This window comes from Vibrio sp. 1562, assembly GCF_033340155.1.
Lineage (GTDB): Bacteria > Pseudomonadota > Gammaproteobacteria > Enterobacterales > Vibrionaceae > Vibrio > Vibrio alginolyticus.
The window spans coordinates 50,711-69,255 of sequence record NZ_JAWOVY010000013.1 but is presented as its reverse complement, the minus strand read 5'-3'; the positions used below and the strand labels follow the sequence as shown (position 1 = coordinate 69,255).

The following is an 18,545-nucleotide window of genomic DNA, read 5'->3' as shown; positions in this document are numbered from 1 at the left end:
GCGAACCCGTAAAGACAGACTATCGATAACCTCCCCCTTACGGGGAGGTTTAAAAGGAATTGAGGCATTATGGCTTACAGTACTTTTAACCAAAAAAAGAATGACCAATTGAAGGAACCAATGTTCCTAGGTCAATCAGTAAACGTTGCACGTTACGACCAACAAAAGTTTGAGATTTTCGAAAAACTTATCGAGAAGCAACTTTCTTTCTTCTGGCGTCCAGAAGAAGTAGACGTATCTAGCGACCGTATCGATTACAACAAACTGCCAGATCACGAGAAGCACATCTTCATCTCTAACTTGAAGTACCAAACGCTTCTTGACTCTATCCAAGGCCGCAGCCCTAACGTGGCACTGCTGCCGCTTGTGTCTCTGCCAGAACTAGAGACTTGGATTGAGACTTGGTCTTTCTCTGAAACGATTCACTCTCGTTCTTACACACACATTATTCGTAACATCGTGAACGACCCTGCGGTGGTGTTTGATGATATCGTTGAGAACGAGCACATTCTGAAGCGTGCAAAAGACATCGCGCACTACTACGACGATTTGATTCAAGCGACGAATGATTACCATCGCTACGGTGAAGGTGAGCATGTCCTTAACGGTGAAACGGTTAAGGTTAGTCTGTACGATCTTAAGAAGAAGCTGTACATCTGTTTGATGTCTGTTAACGCATTAGAAGCTATTCGTTTTTACGTCAGTTTCGCATGTTCTTTCGCTTTCGCAGAACGCGAACTAATGGAAGGTAACGCGAAAATCATCAAGCTGATCGCTCGTGACGAAGCACTTCACTTAAACGGCACGCAGCACATGATCAACCTGCTACGTAACGGTCAAGATGACTTCACTTTCATGCAAATCGCAGAAGAGGCAAAACAGGACTGTTTTGACCTATTCAAAGAAGCGGCTGAGCAAGAAAAAGAGTGGGCAGAGTATCTATTCAAAGATGGCTCTATGATCGGTCTAAACAAAGACATCCTAAGCCAATACGTTGAATACATCACAAATATTCGTATGCAAGCGGTAGGTCTACCAGCAGCGTATCCAGAAGCAACAACTAACCCAATTCCATGGATTAACGCTTGGTTGTCTTCAGATAACGTTCAAGTTGCGCCTCAAGAAGCAGAAATCTCTTCTTACCTTGTGGGTCAAATTGACAATGAAGTTCGCGCAGATGACTTCGAAGGATTCGAGCTGTAATGGCAACACTCAAAATCAACAAACTGATCAGCATTGAATCCAACCCTTCCAATACGATTTTGGAAACAATGGAGCAAGCTGGCCTATTACCAGAATACAACTGCCGTGATGGGCACTGCGGCGCCTGTCGCTGCAAATTGGAGTCTGGTGAAGTGGAGTATGTTGGTTTTGCCATGGCTTACACACAAAGTGATGAAATATTACCTTGTATCTGTAAAGCAAAATCAGATTTGTCACTTAGCGGCGTTAACTACGCGATGAAAGAAAAGCAGCGCGCATAACGTTGACTCGACGGTATAAAATGCAAAAGCCAAGGTAATCACCTTGGCTTTTTTGTCTCTGTGTTTTGTCTCTCAGACTACTGTAGAGAGCTTTGGTTATAAAGCACTGCTCGGGAGGTGCATCTCTTTAACTTTCTCTAAAAATGCATAATGCGCAAACATCGGTTTACGTTCTAGGTAGCGACGCAACAAGTCTAGAGCTGTCGTGCTGATCACTTTAACTTGATCACTGCGCTGATACTTTTTCGAGAGTTTATATAACGCTCCCCACTCGCCTGACGGTGTCGATAAAGCGACGGAAAAAACACCCTCTTCAATATGGCCAGTAACGAGTGATAAATCCGTCCCACACTTCTCTCGCGTAGCACCAGCCAGAGCAAACGTTTCCGCTAATGGATCTCCGCTGTTGGCCATCGCTTGAGTCAGGCTCGGTAGTATCCAACCATGCCCTAGTTGCTTTTCAGCGTTTTCATCACCGTTTAGCCAGTACGTTAAGTATCCTCCGCTACTTTTTTCGGAGGTCGACACTGTTAGTCCTTTATCGACCAACAACTGACCGACATTTTCAACCATAGGTAAGTCAATACTAACGGTATTACTCTCAAGGTGTTTATTAATTATCTGTACGAGTTTCAAACGCTGTTCAATCTGATCTGAAGGACCAAAAAGTTTCACTTCAATAAAAGGCAAGTAAGAGCGATACCCTAGCTCATAGCCTTGAGGAAGTTTTAGCTGATCTAGCTTATCTGAAATACCGGATTCAGACAGACCAAACGTGTAGATTCGACTACAACATGAACCTTGAACATCGGGAAACACTCTTCTCAGATCGGGAAGAATTTGCGTCTCTGCCATGAGCTTAAATTCACTTGGTACACCCGGTGTGAAATAAAAAATGGCATCATTAATCAGCATTTTGAAACCGCAAGCAGTGCCTATCGGGTTGTCCAATATCTCTGCCGTTTCTGGCAGCATTGCTTGCTTTAAATTACTGTCCGGCATAGGGATGCCACGTCGAGCATACAAACTTTCTAGATGCTGCAACCACTCTTTGAATAGCACCAGTTTACAATCGGCGGCTCTCGCGGCGGCGGCGGCACTCATGTCATCCGTTGTAGGGCCTAAACCACCATTAACAATAACCACATCGTTGTTAAAGCTGAGCATTAAAAACTCTTCAACCAAACTCGATAGGCTATCACCAACCGTTGAGCGCTTTGTTAAGCCAAATCCATGTTGATAAAACAGGCTAGACAACCATGCCGCATTAGTATCAACAATATCACCGTGGAGGACTTCCTCACCAGTACTAAGCATTGCTATTTTCACAACTGACTCCTGAACGTAAGCACAATCCTATTTTCGCTATAGCGCTTATTTTTCTTTTTATTTGGACAAATCTCGCCGAGGTTTGTTGGGACTAAATAAGGGTCAAGTGTTTAAATGATTGATGTTTTGAGGGATAATTACGAGCCCGAACATACACCATTAACTCGGAGACCTTTGTGTCAAAATCATCCATGTTCAAGACGACTCTAACAGGCCTTTGCTTGGCTTCGTCAGCGCTTGCGCACGCAAGTCACTATGACCTAAGCCGTCATACAGAGTTTTCTTACACACCTGATTGCTTGTCAGGTTACTGCGAAACGACGACTCTGTACACCTTCGAGGCTCAAAATCGCGGTGTTATGTATGAACAGAATAATGATGATTCGCTAAACCTTGACGCAGGGCTTCAGCCTAAACATCTCATCATCCCTCAAGATAAAGACTGGGATTATCTGATGGGTCAAACCTACACCATTCTAGGTCTCAGTATCGCGACCGTAGGCATGATGACTTTTCTTCCAGAAAGTATCACCAAATGGGACGAAGAAGACCGAGACATGAGTAAGTTGGGGCAAAAGTGGAAAGATAATGTCTCTGACGGCCCCGTTTGGGATCGCGATGAACATGTCCTCAACTACATCATGCACCCATATTTTGGCGGCGTTTACTACACGGCAGCACGTCACGCTGGCTATAATGAATTTCAGTCGTTTTTGTACTCCGCAACGATGTCGACGTTCTTTTGGGAGTATGGCGTGGAGGCGTTCGCAGAAGTACCATCTTGGCAGGATATTTTTATCACACCATTCTTTGGTGCTGTTGTTGGTGAAATGATGTTAACGGCTGAGCAAGACATTATTGCAAACGGCGGCGAAGTTATGGGTTCTGAAACCGCAGGTGATGTTTCGCTCTTCTTCTTAAACCCTGTTGGACATATTCATTATTGGGTAACTGATGCATGGGGCGGTAGTGCAGAACTACAATTCAATTCATCACCTTGGTTTGGAAACCAAGATGTTGCAAAATTCGCCATGGACGCAGGCGCAAACTATGACAGTCAATTTTATGGTGTCGAGTTAAAAGTAACCTTCTAATCCTAAGTTGATACTCGGTAAAAAGCAGCCTTACGATGGCTGTTTTTTTTGTGCTCTGAACATTGTTTTAATTATTTACATCACGAATTAGTGTTAAAAATTGACTTTCATCAAACATTACCCGCCCTTAGCACCTACACTAAATAAAAGGATTTATTCCAATAACTTAAGTAGCACGTTTATTCGTACTGCGTCCAAACCTTGATTCCAGGAGGGGACATTATGAACACCGTATTTATTGTTAATTTTGTCGGACAAGCGTCACCCGCCACGATTAAAGAGCTCGCTGCAATCACACACGAAAACGGCGGGAAATGGCTGATCAGCAAAGTAAACTTTATCGAAGACCAAGTTGCAGGTGTCATCAAAGTAGAGCTTCCAAGAGAAAATGCCGACATCGTTAAACAGGCGTTCTCTTCTTGTCAGACTCTTGTTGTTAGGTTCGTCGACTCTGAGCCTCATTCATATCGTGAAGACACTATCTTCCAACTTCGTTTAGATGCCAACGATAGAGCGGGTATTGTGAATGAAATTACTCACGTTCTCGATAATCAAGGTATCTCAATTTTAGATATGGATTGTCAGCGTGTATTCATTGCTGGAGGCGGAGGGGTAAGCTCTAGCTTATTCAGCGCTAAAATGGCGATAAAACTGCCTAGCGAGCTAGAAATTGAAGACATAGCCAATGAGTTAGAATCTCTGAGTGAAGACACTCGTGTGATTGTGGAGAGTTAATCACGTACTGTTATCGTTTCCCCAATAAAAAAGAGCAGCGATTAAGCTGCTCTTTTGGTGCTTATGGCGCGATGCGTCTTATTTCACTGACCACTGAGATAGTGAACGTTTGAAATCAGAGTAGTCAAATTCATTCAGTTTTTGAATGTCACCATTCGAGCGTTCACAGTAAACCGACGGCATACGTAGACCGTTAAACCAGTTCAGTTTCACCATGGTGTAACCGGCACTATCTAGAATATGCAGACGCTGTCCTATCTCTAGAGGCTGTTCGAAGTTCGCTACGCAGAACTGGTCACCAGCCAAACAAGAGCACGAGCCGATCACATACTCATGTTCACCATTTTCAGATGCTTCAAGAATTGACGCTGGCTCATTGTAGATCAACGTATCTAAGCGGTGAGCTTCTGTGGCTGAATCGACAATCGCCGTCTTCTTTACGTTCTCTACAATATCAACCACTGTTACAACGAGATCAGTTGTCTTAGTAATTATCGCTTCACCCGGCTCTAAATACATTTGTACGCCGTGTTTCTCTGAGAACGCTTTAAGTGCTAACCCCAACTTCTCGATATCGTACCCCGGCCATGTGAAGAACACGCCGCCGCCCATGCTTACCCAGTCCAGCTTATCTAGGTACTCGCCAAACTGATCTGAAATAGCATCGAGTAAACCGATAAACGCATCCACGTCTTTGTTCTCACAGTTCATGTGGAACATTACGCCATCAATACCATCAAAAATTTCCGGTTTGATGTGATCAGCCTGAACACCAAGACGAGAGAATTGACGCGCTGGGTTTGCTAAGTCTTGCCCTGCATAGCTCACACCTGGGTTTAGGCGCAAGCCAATCGATGCTTTGCCTTCGACAATATGACGATAAGCCGCTAGCTGTGACTGAGAGTTAAAGATCATCTTGTCACAGATGTCCGCCACATCGCGAACGTCATCTTCGCTGTAACCCACACTGTATGCGTGTGTCTCACCACCGAACGTTTCGTAGCCAAGCTTCACTTCAAACGGGCCAGAACTTGTTGTTCCGTCTAGGTAAGGCTTGATGATGTCGAATACACCCCATGTTGAGAAGCACTTCAGTGCTAATACAAGCTTCACATCAGAGATGTCTTTTAGCTGTTTTGCTTTCTCTAGATTCTCAATCAGCTTATCTTCATTGATCATGAAGTATGGCGTTTTTAGTTCGTTTTGTTGCATTTTGATACCTTACGTCCCTTCGCCTTAGCAAAGGCACTATAAAATCGAACAAAGCCGACGCAAGTGCATCGGCTTAAACGTACAAATAAGAGTCGCTAAATTCTTACTTCAATTTATGGATAACAGGTTGTCCTGGCTCCAGTTCTTGAACATGCCAATCTAGACCAATAGATGGCATGGTTTCTAGGAATGGGTCAGGATCTAGCTGCTCCATGTTGAACACGCCTTTGTCTGCCCATTTGCCACGGAAGAACTGCAAAGCAGCAGTGATCGCTGGTACGCCAGTGGTATATGAGATAGCTTGGTGTTCAACATCTTCGTATGCGACTTCGTGATCAGCGTTGTTGTAAATAAATACACTGCGCTCTTTACCATCTTTCTTACCTTGAACCCAAGTACCGATACACGTTAGGCCAGTGTAGCCTGGCGCGAGTGATGTTGGATCTGGTAGTAGTGCTTTTAGCACGTGCAAAGGTTGAACAACCGTACCGTCGTGAAGCGTTAGTGGATCTGGGCTGAGTAGACCGATGTCGCGCATCACATTGAAGTAGTTTAGGTAACGGTCACCAAAGCCCATCCAGAATTCGATGCGTTTCGCAGGGATGAACTCTTGCATAGATCGAACTTCGTCGTGCGCCATTGAGTACACTTTGTGTGAACCACAATTCGGGAATTCAAACTCAAGCATACGTGAGTGACAAGGTACTTGTTTCCACTCGCCGCTTTCCCAGTAGAACGAATCGCCTTGAATCTCAAGCATGTTCGTTTCTGGATCAAAGTTAGTTGCGAACTTCTTACCGTGGTCGCCTGCGTTTACATCCATTACGTCGATAGTATCGATTTCATCGAACAGATGCTTGACTGCGTATGCGGCAAACACCGATACTACGCCTGGATCGAAACCAGCACCAAGAATACCTGTAATGCCCGCTTCTTCAAACTTCTCACGGTAGCCCCACTGCCAATCGTAAGCTTGAGGTACTTGTTGGCCTTCAGAGCACAAATCAACCGCAACAGATGTATCAAGGTATGACACTTTAGCTTGGTAACATGCTTCCATAATAGACATGTTCACCCAAGGAGGACCTGCGTTGATCACTAAGTCAGGTTGTACTTCTTTAATTAAAGCAACTAAAGAATCTACGTCGTCCGCGTTTACCGCTCGCGCTTCTAATTTCTTAGTTGAATCTTTCAGATTATTTTTCTTCTGAATCGATTCGATGATTTTCTCACACTTACCTACGGTACGTGATGCGATTGTGATATCACCCAGAACGTCGTTGTTTTGTGCTGCTTTATGTGCAACTACCCAGCCAACGCCGCCTGCACCAATCTGTAGAATTGCCATAGTTTTCCGTTACCTTTGTTAAACTAGCTCTGCCGCTAGCGTATTGATTTTTGAGAGCAAAGATTCAAAGTCCGCCGTCGTCAGACACGGGTTCAAAATCGTAAATTTCAATGCAGTTTTATCGTCGACAATGGTTTCACCCAATACCGCGATACCGCGTGTTAACGCTTCTAAGCGCAACGTTTTGTTCAGTTCATCAAGATCCGCTGATTCATGTGTCGCGCGGAACAGAACCGTAGACAGTGATGGTTCAGCCAACAACTCAAAGTGTTTGGTATCTCGAATCATGTCCGCCACTTCAAGCGTCTGCTCAAGCAAATGATCATACATATCGCCTAGGGCTTTTGGCCCTACGCTTTGCATCGTCATAAACACTTTGAGCGCATCAAAACGCTTAGTTGTCGCAATAGACTTATCCACCAAGTTCGGTAGTTCGTCGTGTTCGCGGTTCAAATAGTCTGCATGGTGAAGCAGGAATTTAAAGTTAGACTTGTCATTTACCAATAGCGCACCACAACTGATGGTTTGGTAAAACAGCTTATGGAAGTCTACGCTGATGGAATGTGCACGCTCACAACCTTTCAGACGCGCTTTTTGGCTACTTAGAATCAGAGCTCCACCGTATGCACCGTCGACGTGCATCCACATGTCATGTTTCGCTGCGATATCGGCGATAAAGTCTAAGTCATCAATAGCACCGTGGTCCGTTGTACCCGCTGTACCAACAATGGCAAATGGGATCAAACCTTCTGCTTTGGCCTGATTGAGAACTTCGTCTAATTTAGTGACATCCATCGTTCCATCGGCATTAGCATCGACGGTCATGACCGCTTTTTCACCCAATCCCATCCAAGAGGCTGATTTTTGAACCGTGAAGTGGGATTTTTTCGAACATACAATACGTAGCTTGTCTGCGTATTCAGGAAGGCCAAGCTTTTGAATTGAGTGTGCACTGAGTTTGTCAGCAATCCAATCTCGCGCAAGCATCAAACCCATTTGGTTACTTTGCGTGCCGCCGCTCGTGAAGATACCGTCCGCTTTTTCACCTAACTCATATTTATCGCATAGCCAGTTCACAACTTTCTGTTCAACATAAGTCGCTGATGAAGCTTGATCCCATGAGTCCATCGACTGGTTCAAAGCCGCAATCATTGCCTCTGCCGCAATCGCTGGCATCAACGGTGGAGTATGTAGGTGAGCAATACAATCTGGATGTTGAGTAAAAATTGCGTTTTTCGCGACCAGCTCAGCAGCATCGTCGATAACGGTTTTAAGAGGCGCATTTCCATTATCAAGATCAACGTCGTGAATCGCTGTTTCCAATGCTTTTGGATCCATACCTGAATACGGTGCAGTCACTTGTTCAAACACTGACTTCATTGCCGTAGTAGTGTGATTCATCACCGAAGCAAATTCATTGCTGCCCATCTCTCCAGTGTGGATGAAATGCTTCTTCCATTCATCTTGTGGCTGAGTTTCGATGTGACTACCGCCAGCGGCTAAAATCGCGTCTTCAAATACACGTAAAGCAAAGTCGATTTGCTCAAACGAGATGATAAGAGGAGGAAGGAAACGAATTACTGCGCCTTCGCGTCCACCTTTCTCAACGATCAAGCCACGCTCGAGTGCTGCGCGTTGAATAGAAAGTGTGAGTTCACTATCCGCTTGAGGTTCACCAAATTTATTGAGCTCACCGTTTGGATTTTTAATCTCCACGCCTAGCATCAAACCTTTGCCACGAACCTCTGCGATACAGTTCACACGCTTTTGAATACTTTCAAGGCCGTAGCGCAAGTACTGACCCGCAATATTGGCATGCTCAACAAGATTATCACGTTGGATAATTTCTAATGCTTTCGCACCAGAGACCATGGCTAACTGGTTACCACGAAATGTACCTGTGTGCTCGCCCGGCTTCCATGTATCATGTTGCTTGTTGATAACCAATAGCGACATTGGTAATCCACCGCCAATTGCTTTTGATAAGCACAGAATATCTGGAACAATGCCCGAATCTTCGAACGCGAAATTGTAGCCAGTTTTACCAACACCACACTGGATCTCATCGAAGATCAGTAAGATACCGTGTTCATCACAAATACGACGTAACTCTCGTAGCCAGAATGCTGGCGCAGGAACAACACCACCCTCACCTTGCACTGGCTCCACGATAATCGCGGCAGGCTTCATAATGCCTGACTCATCATCGTTTAAAAGACGATCGATATAGCGAATACTTGCTTTCGCACCTTCGTCACCGCCAAGCCCAAAAGGACAACGCAGGTTGTATGGGAAAGGCATAAAGTGCACATCCGACATCAAACCGGTTCGACGAGCTTTCGTGCCTAAGTTACCCATCATCCCCATCGTACCATTAGTCATACCATGGTATGCGCCACGGAAGGCAAACATAGTGTTGCGACCGGTAGTCTGTTTCGCGAGCTTGATAGCAGCTTCAACCGCATCAGCTCCAGACGGGCCACAAAATTGGATAACGCTGTTCTCGCTTAACTCTTGAGGAAGAAAAGACTTAACAGATTGAATAAACGTCGTTTTTGCTGATGTTGCAATATCTAGCGTCTGATATGGCAGTCCTGAATCTAATTGCTCTTTCAGAGCTTGGTTTATTTCAGGATGGTTATACCCCAAAGCTAGAGTGCCTGCCCCAGCAAGGCAGTCTAGAAAGATCTGTCCACGCGTATCTTCAACCAAGCACCCAAAGGCTTGTTTAATTGCGATCGGCAAACGACGTGGATAAGAACGTACTTCAGATTCATGCTCAGCCTGATCAATCAATACTTGATCTGGCGTTAAGTCATACGTTCCCTCAACGATAGGAACCTGAGACGAAAAAATGTTTGCGATATTGCTATCGACTTCAAAGGCAGTGCTCATACTACATAATCCCTTGAATTATAATAATTCTGTATCCTGTATTAATAATCATTAGAATGAAATTACAGGAGGTGTGAATACCCCTCCGCATTTGTCAGTGCATAAATGACAAATACAGATCATCCGCCACGATACTCGCGACTTTATATGTAAAAGGGATTAATCAAGGTTCTGTAATGCACCCGTTTTGTAAAACAGGACATTTCGGCAGTATGAAGCTGATTAGTGTGTGTTTATTCAAAGGTTTCAATGTTGGGTTTCCCATTAATATGCCGCGTTTACAGCATTAGTATCCCGTCTATCGACAAAAGGCTTTGCCGATACCTACCCTACGCAGTGTCACAATCAGCTTGAATGGTCACTACGCGTATCCCCCAGAGATCAAACGTTGTTAATTACGCTCCGAGATTGCGCGCGAATTTATCACAAAATAAAATCTTCTGGCAACGATTTTTCATATTAGTAACAGTGATGTAAATCACAACAAAACATACCCCATCGTAACTCGCATGTTCATATTCATGAGCTATGCTTTTCTGCTTCTCTCAAACAGCTGTTATTTAAACAAATATTCTTGAGATATCATCACCTCACCCAACAGAGGTTTAAGGTTGTGCTGCTTAATCGTAAAACATTCCTTTCTATATCCGGAACATTTAAAAAGATAGCATTCTCGTCACAGCTTTGCCTGGTTCAAGAGTGGTTATTCTCCACAAGTGATGGTTTAAACATAGACTAGTAGGAATGGCTAAGATGCTTTGCAATGGCAGAATGAACAATCACTTGAGTCAATGAGACAAAGGGTTCGTTACTTAACGAAGTCTGTGACAGAAAAGAAGTTTGAGATTTTCAAAAAATACGAAAAAGGCCTAACATTTTCATGTTAGGCCTTAAATCTGGAGCGACACACGAGGTTCGAACTCGTGACCTCAACCTTGGCAAGGTTGCGCTCTACCAACTGAGCTAGTGTCGCATTTAATATGAGATGGTGCCCCGGGCCGGACTTGAACCGGCACAACGCGAACGTCGAGGGATTTTAAATCCCTTGTGTCTACCAATTCCACCACCAGGGCACACAAATATTCTTTGTGATGCCTTTACAGAAAAGTAAAACACCATCTGATACCGCTAATGCCATATCAATAAAACTTGGAGCGACACACGAGGTTCGAACTCGTGACCTCAACCTTGGCAAGGTTGCGCTCTACCAACTGAGCTAGTGTCGCATTTATTCTCGAAAGCCATTCGCTCTCAAAAGAATAATGGAGGCGCCTCCCGGAGTCGAACCGAGGTCCACGGATTTGCAATCCGCTGCATAGCCACTCTGCCAAGGCGCCTCATTTGTGAATAAAGCTAAGCTTTTTCACAACCCTTTTGAGCCGTGCTCTCTTGGGTACGGGATGCATTCTACGGATTCGAGCGATCGAGTCAACACTATTTTTATTTTTTTAAATCGTTTGACTAGAATTTGTGCGAAAGACGATGGATTGCTTAGTTTTAATACTAAAAATCGCTTAAATACACTTGTTTATCATAAAACTTTGGCTACGCCTTACACTGCTGGCCGTGCGTTGCGTGCATTGAAGTATTAATAATCAGAAGACTCGCCTCTCTAAGACTCTCCAAGGACAAAAACAAGACTTAGATCACAAATAGAACTCTATCGAAGCAAAAGCCCCAGATACAAATTGCAAGCATGGCCGTTAACAAGCATTGAAAAGCGAGAGAAGCAAAAAAATGCTGTAGATTGCCTTAGATACAAAAAAGCAGGCTACTAAGCCTGCTTTCTAACATCAGTATTTAATGGTGCTCTTCATTCAACAGATCGTCTTTCGCAGCAGCTAAATATTGAATCATTGACCAATATGTCAAGAAAGTTGCCACATACAAGGCCGCAAAGCCTAGCCAAACCATCCATTCATCGTAACGCCATATCAACACCCATAAGGCGAACATTTGCGAAACAGTTTTTACTTTGCCAACCCAAGATACCGCAACACTCGCTCGCTTACCGATTTCAGCCATCCATTCTCGCAATGCTGAGATAATGATTTCTCGCGCAATCATCGTTACCGCAGGAATGGTCACCCAAATTGAATGATAATGTTCCGTGATTAGAATCAATGCCGTTGCCACTAGCACTTTATCAGCGACAGGATCAATAAACGCGCCAAAACGAGAAGTTTGGCCAAGTTTACGGGCCAACATGCCGTCAAGCCAGTCAGTAAAACCCGCTACCCAAAACACCATTGCTGCTGCAAACGGTGCCCATGAATAAGGTAGATAAAAGACAACCACAAAAACAGGGATTAGGAACAGTCTAAGAAGAGACAGAATGTTCGGGATATTCAAACGCATTTTATTATTCTCTTACACATTGCGGCTTAATGTTGCGCGATTTTCCTTATTGTTTCAATGCTTGGAAAATAATTTCTGCTAAAGAGTGACTTATTCCCGGTACTTTGGCGATTTCTTCGACACTTGCACGTTTAAGTTCTTGTAACCCACCCATGTACTTGAGTAACGCCTGACGTCGTTTAGGGCCGATTCCCTCAATCCCTTCGAGTGCACTCGTACGTCTGGTTTTACCTCGCTTAGCACGGTGCCCCGCTATAGCATGGTTATGGCTTTCATCACGAATATGTTGAATAAGATGCAGCGCAGGAGCATCGCTTGGTAAATGAAACTCGTCCCCATCGACTGTAATCAGCGTTTCTAAACCTGGTTTGCGAGTAACGCCTTTTGCAATACCAATCATGATAGGACACTTTGGCCAATCCCCCCAGTACTGCGAAATGATGTCATGCGCACGATTTAACTGACCTTTACCGCCATCGATAAAGATGATGTCGGGAATTTTCTCTACGTCCAATTGCTTCGAATAACGGCGCTCCAACGCTTGTCCCATTGCTGCGTAATCATCACCACCGGTAATCCCAGTAATGTTGTAGCGACGATACTCTTGCTTAACGGGGCCTTCATTGTTGAACACCACACATGACGCAATCGTGCTTTCCCCCATCGTATGGGAGATATCAAAACATTCCATTCGAGCTATAGACTCCAAATTCAATGTTTCGCGAAGCGCATGAAAACGCTGATTAATCGTCATTTTGTGATTGATTTTGGTGGTAATCGCCGTTAGTGCATTCGTGTTCGAAAGCTTGAGATACCTTGCTCGAGAGCCAGTTGGCGACGTATGAAAATGAACCTTACGGCCTGCCACTTCACTTAACGCTTTCTGTATTGGCGCAATATCTTCTGCCAACTCTTGATTCAAAATAATACGAGAAGGAATTGTACGTGCTTCGTTATGGCTCAAATAGTATTGAGTCAGAAAACTATCGAACACTTCCTGCTGGCTTGTATTTTGTGGTATTTTCGGAAAATGACTACGGCTACCAAGCACTTTGCCTTGACGTATCATCAGGATATGGATACACGCGATACCATTCTCCTGAGCAAACCCGAGTACATCCATATCATCCATGCTGTCTTCTGAGACGTACTGCTGCTCTTGAACACGCCTAATCGCTTGGATTTGATCGCGAAATTTAGCGGCATCTTCAAAGCGCAATTGCTGACTGGCAACTTCCATTTTCTCGATCAGTTGTTTGAGTACTTGCTGATCTTTGCCTTGCAAAAACATGCGCACAAAGCCAACCAACTCTGCATATTCTTCATCAGAAATGATGGTATTAACGCATGGTCCTGCACAACGACCAATTTGGTACATCAAACATGGGCGCGTTCGGTTGGAATAGACAGTGTCTTCACACTGGCGCACAGGAAATATCTTTTGCAGCAAATGCAATGTTTCTCTTACTGCACCAGAATCTGGGTAGGGGCCAAAATATTCACCTTTGCGCTTCTTGGCGCCACGGTGGATAGAAAGCCGTGGGTGCTTATGACCGCTAATAAAGATATAAGGGTAAGACTTATCATCTCGCAGCAACACATTGTATTTCGGCAAATACTGCTTGATGTAGTTATGCTCTAAGATCAGCGCTTCTGTCTCAGTGTGAGTCACCGTGACGTCTATTTTGGCGATATTACTGACAAGCGCGCGAGTTTTCTCACTGTCTACTTTTTTCCGAAAGTAGCTTGAAAGGCGCTTTTTAAGGTCTTTGGCTTTACCTACGTAGATTACAACAGCTTCGGCGTTGTACATTCTGTAAACGCCGGGCTGATGAGTTACTGTCTTGAGAAAGGAAGCCGAATCGAAAGGAGGATTCACGCTAAAGGGTCTCGGTGTCCAGCATTCCGTGGCGAATCGCTAAGTGAGTTAACTCAACGTCACCATTAATGTCCAATTTACTAAAGAGTCGGTAGCGATAGCTGTTGACTGTCTTTGGACTTAAATTAAGTTGCTCAGAAATATCCGTTACCTTTTGGCCTTTGGTGATCATAAGCATGATCTGCAATTCACGTTCGGATAAGTCTTTAAAAGGGTTCTCAGAGGCTGGAGAAAATTGACTCAATGCCATCTGCTGCGCAATCTCTGGCGAGATGTAACGCTGCCCACTATTAACTACACGAATCGCATTCACCATTTCGTCAGGGCCAGCACCTTTGGTTAAATAACCAGACGCACCTGCCTGCATCACCTTGGTTGGAAACGGGTTTTCTGTATGAACGGTAAGTACGATGATTTTCACATCAGGATTCACGCGAAGAATTTTTTTAGTGGCTTCCAAGCCGCCAATTCCTGGCATGTTCATGTCCATTAAAACGACGTCAGCATGATTACTGCGACACCATTTTACTGCATCTTCACCGCTGTCAGCTTCTCCTGCTACGTTCATTCCACGGACGTCTTCAATAATACGTCGTATCCCTGTGCGAACCAGCTCGTGATCATCTACAAGGAAAACATTTATCAAACTTGTATCTCCACACTTTGTATTGGTTCTGCACCCACATAACCATTATTTGTTAAATGTGGATATCAGTATGACTGCCTATATACTAACGTAATCGACAAAAAATTGCTTTCTATGAATATGTGCTGAAACGCAAACTTTAGCAAGAACTTATTCATAAACCACTCTATTATTTTAGAGCGTGATGAGCAGAACCGAAATCTAAGAAAAGACAATTAACAACATTAAGTACAATAAATCAAGTAACTAGGTTTCATATTGCCCAGAGAAACACGCTATAACTTAAAATGACACTGTCCCTCTTGCACCAAAGACTAACTTGTAATCACTAATTCCAGCAAAAATTTGAGACGCTTTCTTTACTGGTTATTTTTACAGTTCTTAGTGTTAAACTAACGTTCTTCAAGTTTTCTAAGGTTTCTCACATTTGAATATTCAACAAGGCTTCCTGCTAACTCGACAGGCACGAGACATCAAAGGTCAAACTCAAATCGAGCTGTGGCTTTCGACAGAAGCAGGTCCTACTCAGTTACTTATTAATGGTGAGAAGCCAGTATTTTTCATCGCTCAGAAACACTCAGAGCAAGCAAAGACACTCGCACGAGAAAAAAACATATTCGTCGACATCCGCCTTTTGGATCTCAAAACGTTTGAACATACGCCTCTTGCTGCCTGCTATACCAATGTAACCAGAGACGCTCTCGCACTCAAAGACACATTCGCTCAAAAAGATATCACTACGTATGAAAGTGATATTCGCCTCGCCGATCGCTACCTAATGGAGCGTTTTATCAAAGGCAGTATCGAGTTTACAGGCAATGTGACTCGCACCAATGGCTACCAACGCGTCCAGAGCGCAAAATGCCGTGCGGGGCAATATGAGCCGAAGTTAAACGTTGTCTCGTTAGATCTAGAATGCTCTGAGAAAGGCATTCTTTACTCAATCGGATTAGACAGCGTCATGGATTCCCGCGTTATCATGATCGGAGAGCCAGAACCTTCGGAGACACCGATACAATGGGTTAAGGATGAAAAAGCGCTTCTAGAAGCACTCATCGATTGGTTTAAAAAATTCGACCCCGATGTCATTGTCGGTTGGAATGTCATTGATTTTGACTTTCGTCTGCTACACAAACGAGCAGAATGGCACAACATGAAGCTAATGCTTGGCAGAGCAGACCAAGCCAGCTTTTTTAGAAGTTCATCTCAAAGCCAACAAGGGTTTATCTCCATTCCCGGGCTAGTTGTGATGGATGGTATCGATACGCTAAAAACGGCTACTTACCACTTTCGATCTTGGTCATTAGAGTCTGTATCTCAAGAACTCTTGGGGGAAGGGAAAGAAATCCACAACGTGCATGACCGCATGGATGAGATCAATCGTATGTACCGCTCCGACAAACCATCGCTGGCTAAATATAATTTACAAGACTGCGTGTTAGTGAATAAGATTTTCAATCACACTCACCTACTAGACTTTGCAATAGAGCGCTCTCGTCTCACTGGTGTCGAACTGGATCGTGTTGGCGGTTCGGTTGCAGCATTCACAAACCTATACATGCCTCAGATACACCGAGCAGGCTACGTCGCCCCAAACCTACACCCTGAAAATTGGATTGCCAGCCCCGGAGGTTACGTGATGGACTCCATCCCTAACCTATATGATTCTGTTTTAGTATTGGATTTTAAGAGTCTATATCCATCGATTATTCGCTCTTTCTTGATTGATCCTATGGGTTTAGTTGAGGGGTTATTGCTCGATATTGGAAAAGAAGAAAATCAGGCTGTACCTGGCTTTCGCGGTGGGCAGTTCCATCGTACGAAACACTTTTTACCAGAAATGATTGAAAAGCTTTGGGCAGCACGTGATGTTGCAAAGAAGAACAATGAAAAAGCTTTTTCTCAGGCAATCAAAATCATCATGAACTCCTTTTATGGCGTACTGGGCTCATCGGGATGTCGTTTCTTTGATACTCAGTTAGCTTCTAGTATTACCATGCGCGGACATGAAATCATGAAGCAAACTAAGGTGCTGATTGAGGAGCAAGGATATCAAGTGATTTACGGCGATACGGATTCCACATTCGTGTCGTTGAATCGACCATACAGTCAAGTAGAAGCTGACGCTGTTGGAAATCAATTAGTTGATTACATCAACTCTTGGTGGCAAGAACACCTGCGTTCTGAGTACAACCTAACATCTATGTTGGAAATCGAGTATGAAACCCATTATCGCAGATTCCTTATGCCAACGATTCGTGGCGCAGAAACTGGCTCGAAAAAGCGCTATGCGGGTTTAATCGGTGAAGGAGAGCAAGAACGGATTGTATTTAAAGGGTTAGAAAGTGCCCGTACTGACTGGACCTCGTTAGCACAGAAATTTCAAAATACACTCTATAGCATGATTTTCCATGGTGAAGATCCAAGCGACTATGTCCGAGAGATGGTTGAGAAAACTAACAACGGTGAATTTGATGAACAGTTGGTGTATCAAAAGCGACTGCGCAGAAAACTGCATGAGTATCAGAAGAACGTCCCGCCACAAGTGCGTGCAGCTCGTTTAGCGGATGAGATAAATGCCAAGCTTGGCCGCCCATTACAGTATCAAAACAAAGGGCGAATTGAATACATTATTACCGTGAACGGCCCTGAACCTTATGAGTACCTCAATAGCCCTATTGATTATCAACATTACATTGATAAACAACTCAAACCTGTTGCGGATGCGATTCTCCCTTTCATTGGGACGGACTTTGACAGGCTTTCAGCGCCACAAATGGGGTTGTTTTAGCCGATACGAAACTCTGTTTTCTGGTACTGTTTGACTAACCAATCACCAAACGCATCAATTAGCCCGATAACAGAACGCTTGGGAATACCCCGGCCAGAAAGTAAAATTTCTAGCCGCTCGATCTCAAGCTGCTTTTCAGTATGATAAGTTAAGAATACCTTGCCACATTGTATAGGGTCATCAAACCAACGTTTATCTCGATACATCACCAAAGAGTATGACGCTCTTAGTAACTTTTTAGCAATCACGCGCTGGGCGGCCACCTGCTCTTCTATCGTCTTCGCTTGTACGATTTTTTTGCGATACACCGTAATCCAATCTTCCACATCCATATTCCAGTGCTTAGCAATTTCCCAACTTGGGACGTAATCACCGAAGCAGTCTGCTAGATCATCACCATAAACACAGACACAGCAATGCTTAAGCATAAAGCCCCAAGTGAAAATACTGTCTAAATTAGCTACTTCACTCACTAAGGCTGTACGGACCGATACACCATTAACGTGAGGGTAACTCTGCTGCGCACGCCACTTAATTGTGTTGAGCAAAGTCGCGCGATTGTGCTCAAAGGATGATTGAGTAACGACAACCAGGTCTAAGTTCGACTTCCCAACGATCGCTGTTTTACGAGCAACACTACCGTATACATAAACGCTGTGTAAGTTTTGCCCCAGTCCACCTTTGAGACAAGCGATGACTTCCCTAATTAAAGGCGCAAACTCTGGTTGAAATGGTTGTTTAGGATCGATAACAGGCAGAGACATGACTTAAAAC

The 18,545-nt window shown here is 44.1% G+C and carries 13 protein-coding genes and 4 tRNA genes; 5 read left to right on the top strand and 12 right to left on the bottom strand.

From position 1 onward, the window contains the following. Nucleotides 1–69 precede the first annotated feature (69 nt). Nucleotides 70–1,203, top strand: coding sequence for a class Ia ribonucleoside-diphosphate reductase subunit beta (gene nrdB, locus R7Z49_RS14715; RefSeq protein WP_005376818.1), 1,134 nt, complete (start codon nucleotides 70–72; stop codon nucleotides 1,201–1,203). Then, entirely contained in the window at nucleotides 1,203–1,484 is a 282-nt protein-coding gene (yfaE, locus tag R7Z49_RS14710; protein ID WP_005376817.1) for a class I ribonucleotide reductase maintenance protein YfaE, read from the top strand. The genes nrdB and yfaE overlap by 1 nt, the downstream gene beginning before the upstream one ends. A gap of 96 nt (nucleotides 1,485–1,580) precedes the next feature. Here yfaE and R7Z49_RS14705 read toward each other — a convergent pair whose 3' ends face one another. Then, nucleotides 1,581–2,813 (bottom strand): CinA family nicotinamide mononucleotide deamidase-related protein, encoded by a 1,233-nt coding sequence (locus R7Z49_RS14705; protein WP_132936797.1) that lies wholly within the window; start codon nucleotides 2,811–2,813, stop codon nucleotides 1,581–1,583. A gap of 191 nt (nucleotides 2,814–3,004) precedes the next feature. Here R7Z49_RS14705 and R7Z49_RS14700 point away from each other — a divergent pair, with 191 nt between their 5' ends. Next, a complete protein-coding gene (locus tag R7Z49_RS14700; protein ID WP_005376815.1) occupies nucleotides 3,005–3,907 on the top strand; it encodes a DUF3943 domain-containing protein in 903 nt (300 codons plus the stop codon). Nucleotides 3,908–4,129: 222 nt separating this feature from the next. Next, a complete protein-coding gene (locus R7Z49_RS14695; RefSeq protein WP_005376814.1) occupies nucleotides 4,130–4,642 on the top strand; it encodes a glycine cleavage system protein R in 513 nt (170 codons plus the stop codon). Between the two features lie 78 nt (nucleotides 4,643–4,720). Here R7Z49_RS14695 and nspC read toward each other — a convergent pair whose 3' ends face one another. The 10 genes from nspC to uvrY form a co-directional block, all read right to left on the bottom strand. Beyond that, nucleotides 4,721–5,854: a carboxynorspermidine decarboxylase gene (gene nspC, locus R7Z49_RS14690; protein WP_132936798.1), complete on the bottom strand. Its 1,134-nt coding sequence runs from the start codon at nucleotides 5,852–5,854 to the stop codon at nucleotides 4,721–4,723. Between the two features lie 103 nt (nucleotides 5,855–5,957). Beyond that, nucleotides 5,958–7,202 carry a carboxynorspermidine synthase gene (locus R7Z49_RS14685; protein ID WP_132936799.1) on the bottom strand — a complete coding sequence of 415 codons (1,245 nt, stop codon included), beginning with the start codon at nucleotides 7,200–7,202 and terminating at the stop codon, nucleotides 5,958–5,960. 18 nt (nucleotides 7,203–7,220) lie between these two features. After that, nucleotides 7,221–10,097 (bottom strand): pyridoxal phosphate-dependent class III aminotransferase, encoded by a 2,877-nt coding sequence (locus R7Z49_RS14680; RefSeq protein WP_318111787.1) that lies wholly within the window; start codon nucleotides 10,095–10,097, stop codon nucleotides 7,221–7,223. Nucleotides 10,098–10,994: 897 nt separating this feature from the next. Continuing rightward, nucleotides 10,995–11,070: transfer RNA gene (locus R7Z49_RS14675), tRNA-Gly, on the bottom strand. A 13-nt stretch (nucleotides 11,071–11,083) separates the two neighbouring features. After that, nucleotides 11,084–11,170: transfer RNA gene (locus R7Z49_RS14670), tRNA-Leu, on the bottom strand. Between the two features lie 77 nt (nucleotides 11,171–11,247). Continuing rightward, nucleotides 11,248–11,323 (bottom strand) — tRNA-Gly (locus R7Z49_RS14665). A 37-nt stretch (nucleotides 11,324–11,360) separates the two neighbouring features. Continuing rightward, nucleotides 11,361–11,434 (bottom strand) — tRNA-Cys (locus R7Z49_RS14660). 463 nt (nucleotides 11,435–11,897) lie between these two features. After that, a complete protein-coding gene (gene pgsA / locus R7Z49_RS14655) occupies nucleotides 11,898–12,455 on the bottom strand; it encodes a CDP-diacylglycerol--glycerol-3-phosphate 3-phosphatidyltransferase (protein WP_005394805.1) in 558 nt (185 codons plus the stop codon). A gap of 46 nt (nucleotides 12,456–12,501) precedes the next feature. Beyond that, nucleotides 12,502–14,334, bottom strand: a complete 1,833-nt coding sequence (gene uvrC / locus R7Z49_RS14650) for an excinuclease ABC subunit UvrC (protein ID WP_132936801.1) — start codon at nucleotides 14,332–14,334, stop codon at nucleotides 12,502–12,504. Between the two features lies 1 nt (nucleotide 14,335). Continuing rightward, entirely contained in the window at nucleotides 14,336–14,980 is a 645-nt protein-coding gene (gene uvrY / locus R7Z49_RS14645; protein ID WP_005386783.1) for a UvrY/SirA/GacA family response regulator transcription factor, read from the bottom strand. A gap of 427 nt (nucleotides 14,981–15,407) precedes the next feature. Here uvrY and R7Z49_RS14640 point away from each other — a divergent pair, with 427 nt between their 5' ends. Then, a complete protein-coding gene (locus R7Z49_RS14640; RefSeq protein ID WP_318111786.1) occupies nucleotides 15,408–17,771 on the top strand; it encodes a DNA polymerase II in 2,364 nt (787 codons plus the stop codon). Here R7Z49_RS14640 and R7Z49_RS14635 read toward each other — a convergent pair. Beyond that, the gene (locus R7Z49_RS14635) at nucleotides 17,768–18,535 is read right to left on the bottom strand and encodes a nucleotidyltransferase domain-containing protein (protein WP_258489724.1); all 768 of its coding nucleotides are present in this window, start codon (nucleotides 18,533–18,535) and stop codon (nucleotides 17,768–17,770) included. The two genes, R7Z49_RS14640 and R7Z49_RS14635, sit on opposite strands and share 4 nt — an antisense overlap. Nucleotides 18,536–18,545: the final 10 nt, after the last annotated feature.